This is a genomic window from Kitasatospora putterlickiae, from assembly GCF_039527695.1.
GTDB lineage: Bacteria > Actinomycetota > Actinomycetes > Streptomycetales > Streptomycetaceae > Kitasatospora > Kitasatospora putterlickiae.
Map to the genome: position 1 here is coordinate 9,580 of NZ_BAAAKJ010000258.1, position 14,525 is coordinate 24,104.

At 70.1% G+C, this 14,525-nt stretch carries 10 protein-coding genes and 2 pseudogenes; 10 read left to right on the forward strand and 2 right to left on the reverse strand.

The features are described 5' to 3' along the window. Nucleotides 1–130: 130 nt before the first annotated feature. From lysX to ABD308_RS26435, 8 genes and pseudogenes are all read left to right on the forward strand, one after another. A pseudogene (lysX, locus tag ABD308_RS26400) lies at nucleotides 131–1,672 on the forward strand (bifunctional lysylphosphatidylglycerol synthetase/lysine--tRNA ligase LysX); the annotation flags it as partial. A 4-nt stretch (nucleotides 1,673–1,676) separates the two neighbouring features. Continuing rightward, complete coding sequence (locus tag ABD308_RS26405) at nucleotides 1,677–1,799, forward strand: hypothetical protein (RefSeq protein WP_344339279.1); 123 nt, start codon at nucleotides 1,677–1,679, stop codon at nucleotides 1,797–1,799. Between the two features lie 118 nt (nucleotides 1,800–1,917). Then, complete coding sequence (locus tag ABD308_RS26410; RefSeq protein WP_344339281.1) at nucleotides 1,918–2,355, forward strand: BlaI/MecI/CopY family transcriptional regulator; 438 nt, start codon at nucleotides 1,918–1,920, stop codon at nucleotides 2,353–2,355. Nucleotides 2,356–2,364: 9 nt separating this feature from the next. Continuing rightward, nucleotides 2,365–2,901 (forward strand): amino-acid N-acetyltransferase, encoded by a 537-nt coding sequence (locus ABD308_RS26415; protein WP_344339283.1) that lies wholly within the window; start codon nucleotides 2,365–2,367, stop codon nucleotides 2,899–2,901. A gap of 93 nt (nucleotides 2,902–2,994) precedes the next feature. Further along, nucleotides 2,995–3,345, forward strand: coding sequence for a histone-like nucleoid-structuring protein Lsr2 (locus tag ABD308_RS26420; RefSeq protein WP_344339286.1), 351 nt, complete (start codon nucleotides 2,995–2,997; stop codon nucleotides 3,343–3,345). Nucleotides 3,346–3,844: 499 nt separating this feature from the next. After that, nucleotides 3,845–6,364, forward strand: a complete 2,520-nt coding sequence (locus tag ABD308_RS26425; RefSeq protein WP_344339289.1) for an ATP-dependent Clp protease ATP-binding subunit — start codon at nucleotides 3,845–3,847, stop codon at nucleotides 6,362–6,364. A gap of 352 nt (nucleotides 6,365–6,716) precedes the next feature. After that, a complete protein-coding gene (locus ABD308_RS26430) occupies nucleotides 6,717–9,065 on the forward strand; it encodes an immune inhibitor A domain-containing protein (protein ID WP_344339291.1) in 2,349 nt (782 codons plus the stop codon). Nucleotides 9,066–9,460: 395 nt separating this feature from the next. Beyond that, nucleotides 9,461–10,321: a M23 family metallopeptidase gene (locus ABD308_RS26435; RefSeq protein WP_344339294.1), complete on the forward strand. Its 861-nt coding sequence runs from the start codon at nucleotides 9,461–9,463 to the stop codon at nucleotides 10,319–10,321. Between the two features lie 43 nt (nucleotides 10,322–10,364). Here the strand turns inward: ABD308_RS26435 and ABD308_RS26440 are convergent, their stop codons facing one another. Then, on the reverse strand, nucleotides 10,365–10,991 hold the full coding sequence (locus ABD308_RS26440; RefSeq protein WP_344339298.1) for a TetR/AcrR family transcriptional regulator: 627 nt from the start codon (nucleotides 10,989–10,991) through the stop codon (nucleotides 10,365–10,367). A gap of 256 nt (nucleotides 10,992–11,247) precedes the next feature. On the opposite strand from ABD308_RS26440, the gene ABD308_RS26445 reads away from it, so the two are divergent. Then, on the forward strand, nucleotides 11,248–12,930 hold the full coding sequence (locus ABD308_RS26445) for an MDR family MFS transporter (RefSeq protein ID WP_425554852.1): 1,683 nt from the start codon (nucleotides 11,248–11,250) through the stop codon (nucleotides 12,928–12,930). An 84-nt stretch (nucleotides 12,931–13,014) separates the two neighbouring features. On the opposite strand, the gene ABD308_RS26450 is transcribed toward ABD308_RS26445, so the two are convergent. Beyond that, nucleotides 13,015–13,962 carry an HhH-GPD family protein gene (locus tag ABD308_RS26450; RefSeq protein WP_344339301.1) on the reverse strand — a complete coding sequence of 316 codons (948 nt, stop codon included), beginning with the start codon at nucleotides 13,960–13,962 and terminating at the stop codon, nucleotides 13,015–13,017. Nucleotides 13,963–14,144: 182 nt separating this feature from the next. Here ABD308_RS26450 and ABD308_RS26455 point away from each other — a divergent pair. Then, nucleotides 14,145–14,525 (forward strand): annotated as a pseudogene (locus ABD308_RS26455) (hypothetical protein); the annotation flags it as partial.

Genomic DNA, 14,525 nt, shown 5'->3' on the forward strand with positions numbered 1-14,525 from the left:
CGCGCCGGATCGGTCCGGCACGGCCTCCCCGGTTCCGTTCCCGGCGGCCCCTCCGCACCGCGCGGCACGGTAATCCCGTGGCGGAGCACCGGTCGCGGCTGGCTACCCTGGTGGGGTGAGCGATCAGAGCCCTATCCCCGCGACCGACGACCTTCCCGAGCAGATGCGCGTCCGGCGCGAGAAGCTGGACCGGCTCCGGGCCGCCGGCGTCGACCCCTACCCGGTCGGCTTCCCCAGGACCAGCACCATCGCCGACCTCCGGGCCAAGCACCCGGACCTCGCCCCGGACACCGCGACCGGTGAACGGGTCGGCATCACCGGCCGGGTGATCCTCTCCCGCACCGGCGGCAAGCTCTGCTTCGCCACCCTGCGCGACGGCTCCGGCGACCTCCAGGTGATGTTCTCCCTGGACAAGCTGGGCGAGGAGCGGCTGGCGGCCTGGAAGTCCGACATCGACCTCGGCGACCAGGTCGGCGTCGAGGGCGAGGTGATCACCTCCCGGCGCGGCGAGCTGTCGGTGATGGTGGACCGCTGGGAGCTCACCGCCAAGTGCCTGCGCCCGCTGCCGGACAAGCACAAGGGCCTGACCGACCCGGAGGCCCGGGTCCGCCAGCGGTACGTCGACCTGATCGTCAACCCCGAGGCCCGCGAGATCCTCCACCTGCGCTCCAAGGTGGTCCGCTCGATCCGCCGCACCTACGAGGAGCGCGGCTACATCGAGGTCGAGACCCCGATGCTGCAGCCGGTGCACGGCGGCGCCAACGCGCGGCCGTTCAAGACCCACATCAACGCGTACGACATCGACCTCTACATGCGGATCGCCCCCGAGCTGTACCTCAAGCGGCTGGTGGTCGGCGGCGCGGAGAAGGTCTTCGAGATCAACCGCAACTTCCGCAACGAGGGCGCGGACTCCACCCACAACCCCGAGTTCACCTCGCTGGAGTCGTACGAGGCCTACGGCGACTACGACACCCAGGCCGAGCTGATCCGCGCCACCATCGTCAACGCCGCCCGGGACGCGCTGGGCACCACGGTGATCAAGGGCCTGGACCCGCACGGCGTGGAGCACGAGATCGACCTGGCCGAGCCCTGGGAGGAGATCGCCGTCTACCCCGGCATCTCCGCCCGCCTGGGCACCGAGGTCACCCCGGAGACCTCCGTCGAGGAGCTGCGCGAGCTGGCCGCCGGGCACGGCATCCCCTTCGAGAAGGAGTGGGGCCACGGCCAGATCGTGCTGGAGATGGTCGAGCGCCTGCTGGAGGAGAACGCCGTCCGGCCGACCTTCATCAAGGACTACCCGACCGAGGTCTCCCCGCTGACCCGCCAGCACCGCTCGGTCCCGGGCGTGGCCGAGAAGTGGGACCTGGTGATCTTCGGCACCGAGATCGGCACCGCCTACTCCGAGCTGGTCGACCCGGTCGAGCAGCGCGCCCGCCTCACCGCGCAGTCCCTGCTCGCGGCCGGCGGCGACGTCGAGGCGATGCAGGTCGACGAGGACTTCCTGCGGGCCCTGGAGTACGCGATGCCGCCCACCGGCGGCCTCGGTCTCGGGGTGGACCGCCTGATCATGCTGCTCACCGGCAAGAACATCCGGGAGACGGTGCTCTTCCCGCTGGTGAAGCCGGAGCCCAAGGCGTCCGCCGGTACGGCGGAGAAGACCGAGGAGGAGTGACCTGATGGACTACGTCAGCGCGATCGTCCCGCCGCTGGTCATGGCGATCGGCTTCGGATTCCTGGTGCGGGCCATCATCCGCAGCCAGGGCGGGAACCAGAAGGCCAAGGAGGACCTGGTCGACTGACCCCGTCGCCGCCCGCGAACACCGCGCGCCGCCATTCCCGCATTCCGGGGGTGGCGGCGCGCCGGTTTGGCGGCACTTCACAAGATTTGCCCCATTCACTCCCTATCCTGGCCGGACTATGGTCCGGCAACTCGGCGAACTTGAGAACGCCATCATGACCCGGGTGTGGCGGTGGAACCGACCGGTCACGGTTCGCGAGGTTCTCCTGGATCTGCGGTCGGAACGCGAAATCGCGTACACCACGGTGATGACCGTCCTGGACAAGCTGCACAGAAAGGGCTGGCTCCGCCGGGAGCGCGCGGGGCGGGCCTATCGATATGAACCGGTCTCCTCGCGCGAGGCGTACACGGCGGCGCTGATGAACGACGCGTGGGCGACGAGCGACAATCCGGCGGCCGCCCTGGTGCACTTCTTCGGCCTGATGTCACCGGAGCAACGGGAGGCGCTGCGGGACGCGCTGCGGGTGGCCGCTCTGTTCCCGTCCGATCCGGCCGCCGCGGATTCCCCGGAGAGCGGACCGGATACCGGGGAGACCGGATCGGGGCCGGCACGATAACGTCCCGGCATGGAGGTCACCATCCGCCGGGCGCGGACCACGGACGTACGGGCCGTGCGCGGGCTCATCGACGCCTACGCGCGTGACGGGATTCTGCTCGACAAGCCCACCGTCACACTGTTCGAATCGGTGCAGGAGTTCTGGGTCGCGGAACGCGACGACGACGGGACGGTGGTCGCGTGCGGCGCGCTGCACGTGATGTGGGAGGACCTCGCCGAGGTCCGCACCCTCGCCGTCGACCGGTCCTGCCGGGGCCACGGCGTCGGACACCTGCTGCTGGAGAAGCTGCTGCAGACCGCCCGCTGGCTCGGCGTCCGTCGGATTTTCTGCTTGACGTTCGAGGTCGCCTTCTTCGCGAAACACGGTTTCGTGGAGATCGGGGAGCTCCAGGAAACCGATGATGGTACGACAGACCCGGCGGCGATCGCTACGGATGTCTATGAAGAACTTCTCCGCTCGTACGATGAAGGTGTCGCCGAGTTCCTCGACCTGGAGCGGGTGAAGCCCAACACACTGGGCAACTCGCGCATGCTGCTGCACCTGTGAGCCGCCCCCGGACGCGGCCAGGGGTTTGTGTTTTCCGGGAAAAGGCGCTTTCCTTTCCTTAGGCAATGGGTCGTTTAGCGGAAAGGGAAGCCCGTGGCACAGAGGGTGCAGGTCATTCTTGAAGACGATCTCGACGGCGGGTCGGCGGACGAGACGGTCACGTTCGCGCTCGACGGCGTTGCCTACGAGATCGACCTGAAGAGCGCCAACGCGGACAAGCTCCGCGGTCTGCTGGCGCCGTACGTGGAGAAGGGGCGCAAGCAGAGCGGCCGCCTCGCCGGCACCCGCCGCGCCGGCCGCGGCTCCGCGCCGCGCCCGTCCGGCAGCGTCCCGGACACCGCCAAGATCCGCGCGTGGGCCAAGGAGCAGGGCCTGGAGGTCAACGACCGCGGGCGCGTCCCCAGCAACGTGCGCGAGGCCTACGAGAAGGCCAACGCGTCCTGAACCGGGTGACGCCCGGCCGTCCGGACGGGTGCGGGGTCCCGGGCGGCGCTTGAGGCGTCCGCGACACACGCGCGGGGCGCGGAGGGAACCCCTCCGCGCCCCGCGGCGCACACCGTCAGCGACGGCACGACTTCTCGCCAGGCGAACACCGCCACCGCGGAAACTGCGCGAGAACCACCCCGATACCGGGTATGAATGCAGAGGGACGGGGTCCGTGACCCCGCCCGGGGTAGGACGCGTGACCGGTCGGACACCCACCGGCGGCGTCGCGGCGGAGGTTGTTCGCCGATGGCGTAGCGGTATCCGGTGCATCCGGCCCGCGGGCGGGAACACCGTCTCCCAGCATCGGGTTGGGATTGGTGTCGGCTGGTCGCGCAGCATCTCGCTCCCCTTCAAGGGAGCGAATCCGTGGGCCGCGCCGCTGAGCGGGACTAGCATGCGGAAGGACAGGGCGGGGACGGACCCCGAACTGCCCGACCGCTCTGAGGAGCGATAAACGATGTTCGAGAGGTTCACCGACCGCGCGCGGCGGGTTGTCGTCCTGGCTCAGGAAGAAGCCCGGATGCTCAACCACAACTACATCGGCACCGAGCACATCCTCCTGGGTCTGATCCACGAGGGTGAGGGTGTCGCCGCTAAGGCCCTGGAGAGCCTCGGGATTTCTCTTGAGGCCGTTCGCCAGCAGGTCGAGGAGATCATCGGCCAGGGCCAGCAGGCCCCGTCCGGTCACATTCCCTTCACCCCCCGGGCGAAGAAGGTCCTGGAGCTGTCGCTCCGGGAGGCCCTGCAGCTCGGCCACAACTACATCGGCACCGAGCACATCCTGCTCGGCCTGATCCGCGAGGGCGAGGGCGTCGCCGCCCAGGTCCTGGTGAAGCTGGGCGCCGACCTCAACCGGGTCCGCCAGCAGGTCATCCAGCTGCTCTCCGGCTACCAGACCCCCGGCGGCAAGGAGTCGGCCACGGCCGGCGGGCCCGCCGAGGGCACCCCGTCGACCTCGCTGGTCCTCGACCAGTTCGGCCGCAACCTCACCCAGGCCGCCCGCGAGGCCAAGCTCGACCCGGTCATCGGGCGCGAGAAGGAGATCGAGCGGGTCATGCAGGTGCTGTCCCGCCGCACCAAGAACAACCCGGTGCTGATCGGTGAGCCCGGCGTCGGCAAGACCGCCGTCGTCGAGGGCCTGGCCCAGGCGATCGTCAAGGGCGAGGTCCCGGAGACGCTCAAGGACAAGCAGCTCTACACGCTGGACCTGGGCGCCCTGGTGGCCGGCTCCCGCTACCGCGGTGACTTCGAGGAGCGCCTGAAGAAGGTCCTCAAGGAGATCCGCACCCGCGGCGACATCATCCTGTTCATCGACGAGCTGCACACCCTGGTCGGCGCGGGCGCCGCCGAGGGCGCCATCGACGCCGCGTCGATCCTCAAGCCGATGCTGGCCCGCGGCGAGCTGCAGACCATCGGTGCCACCACGCTCGACGAGTACCGCAAGCACCTGGAGAAGGACGCCGCGCTGGAGCGCCGCTTCCAGCCGATCCAGGTCGCCGAGCCGTCGCTGCCGCACACCATCGAGATCCTCAAGGGCCTGCGCGACCGCTACGAGGCCCACCACCGGGTCTCCATCACAGACGCCGCCCTGGTCGCCGCCGCCACCCTGGCCGACCGGTACATCTCGGACCGCTTCCTTCCGGACAAGGCCATCGACCTGATCGACGAGGCCGGCTCCAGGATGCGCATCCGCCGGATGACCGCGCCGCCGGACCTGCGCGAGTTCGACGAGAAGATCGCCGACGTGCGCCGCGAGAAGGAGAGCGCGATCGACGCGCAGGACTTCGAGAAGGCCGCGTCCCTGCGCGACGACGAGAAGCAGCTCCTGCAGGCCAAGGCCAAGCGCGAGAAGGAGTGGAAGGCCGGCGACATGGACGTCGTCGCGGAGGTCGACGAGGAGCTCATCGCCGAGGTCCTGGCCACCGCCACCGGCATCCCGGTCTTCAAGCTGACCGAGGAGGAGACCTCCCGGCTGCTGCGCATGGAGGACGAGCTGCACAAGCGCGTCATCGGCCAGAAGGACGCCATCAAGGCGCTCTCCCAGGCCATCCGGCGCACCCGCGCGGGCCTCAAGGACCCGAAGCGCCCCGGCGGCTCGTTCATCTTCGCCGGCCCGTCCGGCGTCGGTAAGACCGAGCTCTCCAAGACGCTCGCCGAGTTCCTCTTCGGCGACGAGGACGCGCTGATCGCCCTCGACATGTCGGAGTTCTCGGAGAAGCACACCGTCTCCCGGCTCTTCGGTTCGCCCCCCGGCTACGTGGGCTACGAGGAGGGCGGCCAGCTCACCGAGAAGGTCCGCCGCAAGCCGTTCTCCGTCGTCCTCTTCGACGAGGTGGAGAAGGCCCACCCGGACATCTTCAACTCGCTGCTGCAGATCCTGGAGGACGGTCGCCTGACCGACTCCCAGGGCCGCGTGGTCGACTTCAAGAACACCGTCATCATCATGACGACCAACCTCGGCACCCGGGACATCTCCAAGGGCTTCAACCTGGGCTTCGCGGCCCAGGGCGACACCCAGACCGGCTACGAGCGGATGAAGGCGAAGGTCGGCGAGGAGCTCAAGCAGCACTTCCGCCCCGAGTTCCTGAACCGCGTCGACGACATCGTCGTCTTCCACCAGCTGTCCGAGGACGACATCATCCAGATCGTCGACCTGATGGTCGCCAAGGTGGACGAGCGGCTCAAGGACAAGGACATGGGCCTGGAGCTCAGCGTCGAGGCCAAGAAGCTGCTGGCCAAGCGCGGCTACGACCCGATCCTGGGCGCCCGGCCGCTGCGCCGCACCATCCAGCGCGAGATCGAGGACCACCTCTCCGAGAAGATCCTCTTCGGCGAGCTGCGGGCCGGCCACATCGTGGTCGTCGGTGTCGAGGGCGAGGGCAAGGAAGCGAAGTTCACCTTCCGCGGCGAGGAGAAGACCGCGGTCGCGGACACCCCGGCCGCCGTCGCCTCGACGGGTCCCGACCTGACGAAGTAGCAACATTTAACAGATAACAGCAAACGGTTTGGGCCCCCGGCGTTCGCGCCGGGGGCCCAAACCGTTTTCCGCACCGCCGCCGAAGCTGTGACCAGGCCCACGAAGGGGCAGGTCGAGGGCCGAATGGGGGGCCGGTGCGGGTGCGATCGAAGCTGCGGTCGTCTTTAATGTCAATGTTGTTGACGATGCGTCAGATGATACGAAGTCGCGGAGGATAGCGCCGTAGCCATGTCACGGTCAAGGTCTATCTTTTCCGTCCACGCTTGGATCAAATGACGTCCACCTGTCTTTCATTGGTTTACCGGAAGGCCAAGAGCCGGACCGGTTTGGGGAGGACGTCACAACGTTGAAGATGACCAGGAAAGCCGCCGCGGTCGCCTCGGCCGCGGCGGTCATAGCCGCTCTCGGCGCGGGCATGCTCCCGAGCACGGCCGTCGCCGCCGGCTCCGCCCCCGTTCCGACGGACCCGGCCGATGCCGTTCAGACCAGCACTGAGCACAACCTGCCGGGCCCGCTGACCGAGAAGGTCGAGGCCGAGCAGAAGGCCGCCACCGAGCAGCTGCTCGCGGGCACCGCCAAGATCGAGCAGCACGGCGGCGGCTCCAGCGTCAAGCTGGGCAAGAACAAGTACGTCGAGCTGGCCCGTGAGCGCACGGACAAGATCTTCACCATCCTGGTGGAGTTCGGTGACGAGGTGGACAACACCACCACGACGCCGGACGGCAAGATCAAGTACGGCGGGACCCCCGGTCCGCAGCGCAACCAGATCGAGCAGCCGGACGCGGCCACCAACAACTCGACCCTCTGGCAGGCCGACTACAACCGGCAGCACTACCAGGACCTGTACTTCAGCAAGTCCGGTGACTCGCTGAAGACCTACTACGAGAAGCAGTCCTCGGGCCGCTACTCGGTGGACGGTCAGGTCACCGACTGGGTGAAGGTCAAGTACAACGAGGCCCGCTACGGCTCGGACTACTGCGGCCAGCACGTCTGCGCCAACGCGCAGGACCTGATCCGCGACGCGATCGACACCTGGGTCGCCGACCAGAAGGCCAAGGGCCAGACGGACGAGCAGATCAAGGCCGCCATCGCGCAGTACGACCTGTGGGACCGGTACGACTTCAACCAGAACGGCAACTTCAACGAGCCGGACGGTTACATCGACCACTTCCAGATCGTGCACGCCGGTGAGGACCAGTCGGCCGGCGGCGGCAAGCAGGGTACTGACGCCCTGTGGGCCCACCGCTCGTACGTCTACGGCACCGGCGCCGGCACCACCGGCCCGGCCGGCAACAAGCTGGGCGGCACCCCCGTCGGCGGCACCGGCGTCTGGGTCGGCGACTACACCATGCAGCCCGAGAACGGCGGCCTCGGTGTCTTCGCCCACGAGTACGGCCACGACCTCGGCCTGCCGGACCTCTACGACACCTCCGGCAGCGGCATCGACAACTCGGTCGGCTTCTGGTCGCTGATGTCGTCGGGCTCCTGGCTGGGCGAGGGCAAGAACTCGATCGGCGACATGCCGAACGACCTCGACGCCTGGAGCAAGCTCCAGCTCGGCTGGCTGAACTACGACAAGGCCAAGGCCGGCACCGAGTCGACCCACCACATCGGCCCGGCGGAGTACAACAGCCGGCTCCCGCAGGCGCTGGTCGTCGACCTGCCGAAGAAGGCCGTCACCACCACCGTCAACAAGCCCTACGCGGGCGCCAACGAGTGGTGGAGCGGCAGCGCGGACGACCTGAACGTCTCGCTGACCCGTGACGTCGACCTGACCGGCAAGACCTCGGCCACCCTCTCGGCCAAGGCCTGGTACGACATCGAGCAGGACTTCGACTACGGCTACGCCGAGGTCTCCACCGACGGCGGCACCAACTGGACCGCGCTGGCCGGCACCTTCAACGGTGTCGCGCTGCCGAAGGACCCCTCGGGCAACGCCTCGCTGTCCGGCAACTCGGGCGACAAGTGGGGCGACCTCGTCCTCCCGCTGGACGCCTACGCCGGCAAGGCCGTCAAGGTCCGCTTCCGCTACGTCACCGACGGCGGCCTGCACCTCAAGGGCCTGGCCCTGGACGAGCTCGCGGTCACCGCCGACGGCTCCACCGTCTTCACCGACGGCGCCGAGAACGGCGACAACGGCTGGACCGCCAAGGGCTTCTCCCGCACCACCGGGTCCTTCACCAAGGACTACAACCAGTACTACATCGCGGAGAACCGCCAGTACGTCTCGTACGACCGCACCCTCAAGGTCGGCCCGTACAACTTCGGCTTCGCCGACAAGCCGCTCTGGGTCGAGCACTACCCGTACCAGCCCGGCCTGCTGATCTGGTACTGGGACCAGTCGCAGAGTGACAACAACGTCACCAACCACCCGGGCCAGGGCCTGATCCTGCCGGTCGACTCGCACCCGAACCCGCTGAAGTGGAAGGACGGCACGCTGATGCGCCCGCGCATCAACGGCTACGACTCCACCTTCGGCTCGCGCAAGACCGACTCGCTGACCCTGCACCGCGCCGGCGTCGAGACGGTCGTCCCGAAGGCCAAGGGCGTGGACGAGTTCTCCGACCTGAAGTCCTACTGGACCAAGGACAACCCGTACAGCAGCGTCATCGTCCCGAAGACGGGCACCAGCATCGAGGTCGAGAACGAGTCCTCGAACTACCTGGAGACCTGGATCCGCGTCCGCCCGGTCGACAACTGATCGACCGCGCACTGACGCCGGGTCCCTGACCAGGCACCGCTGAGCCGATCCGGCCCGCTCCCGCACCCGCGGGGGCGGGCCGGATCCGTCTGTCCGGACGGGTTTCAAACCCGCGCTCCGGGTGGTGCTGCTCACAACCCCCGGCACCGGTACGAGCGGCGGTAGTAGCCCGCCCGGGTGACACCCGCCGGCCCGCGCCCCGCGAACGGACGATCCGACCGCATGATCGTTACTCCGTCGGTTTGAATTCCCGACGCGAGGATGACTACACGCCGTAGTACGTCACACGGTTTGGGACTCCGCTCGGTGACGGTTACACCTGAGTGGTCCCCCGCTCAGCGCGCCCGAACGGGCTCCGCGTGCTGTCCCCCCGTACGTTCATGAGGTCGAGCTCCATGCCTTCCGTCCCGCCTCTGGGGCCGGCCCTGTGCCGGCTCGCCGACTCCTTCCTCCGGCAGACCGGCCGCAACCACTCCACCACCGCCGCCGCGGCCGGAGCGGCCGTGCTGACCGGAGCCCTGCTGCTGGCCGCCTCCGGCAGCGCCTCCGCGCAGACGGTCGCCCCGACCACCCCCGGCAGCTCGGCGTTCACCGCGCCGCACGGGGCGGCGCGCACGCCGTCGCTGGTCGAGGTCGCGGGCCCGAGCCCGTACACGCTGCCCTCGGAGCAGGCCTCGGCCCAGGAGTACGTCGCGGTCGCGGCCAACCTGCTGCCCACGCCGCCCGCCGAGCCGCAGCCGGCGCCCGCCGCCGAACCGGCCTCCGCGCCCGCCCCCGAACCGGCCCCCTCGCCGGAGCCCGTGCCCGCACCCGCCCCCGCACCGGAGCCGGCACCCGCCCCGGCTCCCCAGTGGTCCGCCCCGGTCCCGGGCGCGCCGACCAGCAACCCGTACGGCGTGCGCAACGCCCACTACGCGGCCGGTTACCACACCGGCGTGGACTTCGCGGTCTCCCCGGGCACCCGGCTGCTCGCGGTCGGCAACGCCACCGTGGTGTCGGCCGGCTGGGACGGCGCGTACGGCAAGGAGGTCGTGCTGCGGCTGGCGGACGGCAAGTACGCCCAGTACGCCCACATGTCGTCGATCTCGGTGTCGGCGGGCCAGCGCGTCGAGGCCGGGCAGCAGATCGGCCGCTCCGGCAACACCGGCAACTCGACCGGCCCGCACCTGCACTTCGAGATCCGCTCCGCCAACCAGTACGGCGCGGTGATCAACCCGATCGCCTATCTGTCCGCGCGTGGGGTCACCGACTTCTGATCCCCCGCCAGGAGGGGCCCGGCGCGGTGGTCCAGGAGGCCGCTCAGTCCGTCGGCGCGGGTCTGCCGATCAGCCGGCAGATCTCCAGCGCGACGTGCTGGGCGGCCTCGACCGCCTCCTGCCGGCCGGGCTCCACGACCGGTGCCCCGTCGACGTGGCAGTCGTCCTCGGGCCGCTGGTCCTGGTGCAGCAGGAAGAGCGCCGAGTTGATGGTGAACAGGGACATCGCCGCGCGCAGCCGGTCCTCGAAGCTCGCCTCCGGGCCGTGCAGCAGCCGGACCATCGCGATCATGCTGTCCCGGAACTCCCGCCCGGCCGCCAGGTCGCGCAGCGCGGGCTGGTTCTCCTGGAAGAAGCGCAGCAGCGGCGCCCGCTCGGACATCCCGGCCGCGAACCGGCGGATCAGCTCGTCCCGCACCTCGGGCGTCCAGGTCTGCTCACGCCCCCAGGCGATCAGCTCGTGGATCGGGGCGGCGGTGCTCGCCACGATGCCCTGGACGATGTCCTCCTTGGTCTTGAAGTGGTAGTAGAGCGCGGCCTTGGTGACGCCCAGGCGGTCGGCGATCTCCCGCAACGAGGTGCGCTCGTAGCCCTGCTCCGAGAAGAGCTCCAGGGCGACGGCGACGATGCGCGCCCGGGTGTCGCTACGGGGGCCGTGCGTGGTGCCCATCGCCTGCCTCTGCCTGCTTCGTGGTCCGTTTCACGCGGCGGCCGACGGCCGTCGCGGCGCGGCGGCGGACACCTGTGCGACGTCCGCTCCCGTGCCCATTCTTCCTGCCCAGGGAGCCCGCCGAAAAACTGGCTTGACGACCGGCTAGTGGACAACCTACCGTGCCGACGGTCCACAAACTAGCCGGGCGACAAGTAAGGAGGCCGTCCGCAGGCCGCACCGGTCGCCCGACACCCTGCCCGGGAGACACCCACCCATGTCACACCCCAAGGCCGACACCGGCTCCCCCGAGAAGAAACCGGCCGAGGAGGAAGCGCCCCGCTCGGCCCGCGAGATCCGCCTGGTCATGGTCGGCCTGGTGGTCACCATGCTGCTCGCGATGCTCGACGGCCTGATCGTCGGCACCGCGATGCCGACCATCGTCGGCGAGCTCGGCGGCGCCGAGCACCTGTCGTGGGTGGTCACCTCCTACACCCTGGCCACCGCCGCCTCCACCCCGATCTGGGGCAAGCTCGGCGACCTCTACGGCCGCAAGGGCATCTTCCTCACCTCGATCGTGATCTTCCTGGTGGGCTCCGCGCTCTCCGGCATCTCCCAGGACATGACCGAGCTGATCGGCTTCCGCGCGCTGCAGGGCCTGGGCGCCGGCGGTCTGATGGTCGGCGTGATGTCGATCATGGGTGCGCTCGTCCCGCCGCGCGACCGCGGCAAGTACCAGGGCATGTTCGCCGCGGTGATGGCCCTCGCCACCATCGGCGGCCCGCTGGTCGGCGGCTTCATCACCGACCACCTGAACTGGCGCTGGACCTTCTACATCAACCTGCCGCTGGGCGCCGTCGCGCTCGCCGTCGTGGTCGTCACGCTGAAGCTGCCGAAGGTCCGCAACAAGGCCCGGATCGACTACCTCGGCGCGCTGCTGCTCACCACCGGCATCACCTCGCTCACCCTGATCACCACCTGGGGCGGGCAGGAGTACGCCTGGGGCTCGAAGCAGATCCTCGGCCTGACCGCGCTGGCCGCGGCCACCCTGATCGGCTTCTGCTACGTCGAGCAGCGGGTCAAGGAGCCGATGCTGCCGCTGTCGCTGTTCAGGAACCTCAACTTCACCCTGGTCTCGATCATCGGCTTCGTGGTCGGCTTCGTGATGTTCGGCTCGACCGTCTTCCTGCCGCTCTACCAGCAGACCGTGCAGGGCGCCTCGGCGACCAACTCCGGCCTGCTGCTGATGCCGATGATGTTCGGCATGCTGGTGATCTCCCTGGTGGTCGGCCAGGCGGTGACCAAGACCGGCAAGTACCGGATCTACCCGATCATCGGCACCATCGTGATGACCGCCGGTCTGCTGCTGCTCTCCACCCTCTCCACCGACACCTCGGGCTTCGCCTCCGCCTGCTGGATGGTGGTGCTCGGCGCCGGCATGGGCTTCCTGATGCAGATCACCATGCTGGTCGCGCAGAACAGCGTGGAGCTCAAGGACATGGGCGTGGCCAGCTCGACCGCCACCCTGTTCCGCACCATCGGCGGCTCGTTCGGTGTGGCGCTGTTCGGGGCGCTGTTCAACAGCCGGGTCACCGAGACCATGAACGAGCGGCTCGGTTCGGCCGCCGCGGCGGGCGGCTCGCAGGGCGGCGACCCGGCGCAGCTGAGCCCGGCCGCGCTCAAGGCGCTGCCGGCGCCGGTCCAGGACGCCTACCACCACGCGGTCGCCAACGGCATGCACACCGTCTTCCTGTGGGGTGCCGCCGTCGCGGTGATCGCGGTCGCGGCCGCGGTCTTCGTGCGCGAGGTGCCGCTGCGCGGGGCCGGTACCCCGCCGTCCGACGCCGAGGGCGGCGAGGGCGGCGCTGGTGGCGAGGGCGACGCGGCCGGCAAGGTGGGCAAGGGCCGGAAGGGCCGGAAGGCCGCCGCGGCCGACACCATCGAGGCCTCCGCGATCTGACGCCGGAACGCACCGGGGCCCCCGTTCGCCGCATCGGCGGACGGGGGCCCTCACGCGTTCTCGGGCCCCGCCGGGCCACCGGGACTACTGGGGCAGCCGGTAGACGCCCTGCTCGACCGGCTCGACCAGACCGTCGGCGACCAGTCCGTCCAGCGCCCGGGCCCGCTGCACGGCGTCCGGCCAGACCGCGTCGAGCCGGGCCTGCGGCACCTCGCCGTGCGCCTCGCGGAGCACCGCGAGCAGCTTGCCGCGCACCTGCCGGTCGGTGCCCTCGTAGGACTGGCCGCGCCGGGCCGGGCCCTCGTACGGCGGGCGGCCGGCCCGCTGCCAGGCGCAGGAGGTGAACAGCGGGCAGTCCCCGCACTCGGGACCGCGGGCCGTGCAGACCAGCGCGCCCAGCTCCATCACGGCCACCGCCCAGGTGGCGGCCGTCGCGGCGGCGTCGGGCAGCAGCGCGGTCGCGGTCCGCCGCTCGGCCGCCGTGGTGGCCTGTGCCGGGTACTCCACGCCGGTCACGGCGCGGGCGAACACCCGGCGGACGTTGGTGTCCAGCACCACGTGCCGCTGGCGGAAGGCGAAGGAGGCCACCGCCGCCGCGGTGTACTCGCCGACGCCGGGCAGCGAGAGCAGCGTCGCGTGGTCGTCCGGGACCTCGCCGCCGTGCTCCTCGGCTATCGCCACGGCGGCGCCGTGCAGGCGCAGCGCCCGGCGGGGGTAGCCCAGCCGGCCCCACATCCGGACCGCCTCGCCGGGCGCCTCGGCGGCCAGGTCGGCGGGGGTCGGCCAGCGCTCCATCCAGGTCTCCCAGACCGGCAGGACGCGCTTGACCGGGGTCTGCTGGAGCATGAACTCGCTGACCATCACGGCCCAGGGCGAGGCGTCCGGGGTGCGCCAGGGGAGGTCGCGGGCGTTGGCCTCGTACCAGTCGAGGACGGTCGCGTGCAGGACGGGCAGCGGCAGCGCGAGCGCCGGCCCTTCGACCGGGGTCTCGGGGGCGGCGGGGGTGACGGGGGTGACGGTGATGGCAGCCATGGCCCTTCGATCCTCCCACGCCCGGGTCGGGAGCCGAAGCGGATCATGGAGTTCCGGTCAAGGGCGCAAAACACCCCATTCAGCCTCCCCCGAACGGCGCAAATGGCGGATCATGTGAAGGAAGGGGTGACTGTGCGGTGTTGGTGCGTCAAGGGGCACACACTGTCTCGTAGAGTTTGGGCGTGCCCTCTCTGCGTCAACCCGTAGGACCGCTGCCGGCCTCGATCTACTGGCGTCGGCGCATCGTCGTGCTCGTCGCCGTCGTCGCGGTCGCCGCCCTCGTCATCTGGCTGATGACCGATCAGGGCGGGGGTGACGACGGCCCGAAGGACAAGGCCGCGCAGGCCGTACCGACCCAGTCGCAGAGCCAGCCGCCCGCCCAGACGATCACGCCGGGCGCCTCACCCACCGGGCCGGCCAACAACTCCCGGCCCGGCGGTGGCAGCGGCGGTGGCGGCAGCGCCTCCGGCGGCGCGGTGGGCGGCTCCGGCGGCGGCGAGGTCAGCGTGAGCACCGGCGGCACCACCGGCGGCGGCGCGGCCCCCGCGGCGGGGCGGCCGACG

Excerpts from the sequence above, each read along its gene's own strand:
- ABD308_RS26405 (WP_344339279.1), top strand. The coding sequence starts at position 1,677 with ATGGACTACGTCAGCGCGATCGTCCCGCCGCTGGTCATGGCGATCGGC.
- ABD308_RS26410 (WP_344339281.1), top strand. The coding sequence starts at position 1,918 with ATGGTCCGGCAACTCGGCGAACTTGAGAACGCCATCATGACCCGGGTG.
- ABD308_RS26415 (WP_344339283.1), top strand. The coding sequence starts at position 2,365 with ATGGAGGTCACCATCCGCCGGGCGCGGACCACGGACGTACGGGCCGTG.
- ABD308_RS26425 (WP_344339289.1), top strand. The coding sequence starts at position 3,845 with ATGTTCGAGAGGTTCACCGACCGCGCGCGGCGGGTTGTCGTCCTGGCT.
- ABD308_RS26430 (WP_344339291.1), top strand. The coding sequence starts at position 6,717 with ATGACCAGGAAAGCCGCCGCGGTCGCCTCGGCCGCGGCGGTCATAGCC.
- ABD308_RS26435 (WP_344339294.1), top strand. The coding sequence starts at position 9,461 with ATGCCTTCCGTCCCGCCTCTGGGGCCGGCCCTGTGCCGGCTCGCCGAC.
- ABD308_RS26440 (WP_344339298.1), bottom strand. The coding sequence starts at position 10,991 with ATGGGCACCACGCACGGCCCCCGTAGCGACACCCGGGCGCGCATCGTC.
- ABD308_RS26445 (WP_425554852.1), top strand. The coding sequence starts at position 11,248 with ATGTCACACCCCAAGGCCGACACCGGCTCCCCCGAGAAGAAACCGGCC.
- ABD308_RS26450 (WP_344339301.1), bottom strand. The coding sequence starts at position 13,962 with ATGGCTGCCATCACCGTCACCCCCGTCACCCCCGCCGCCCCCGAGACC.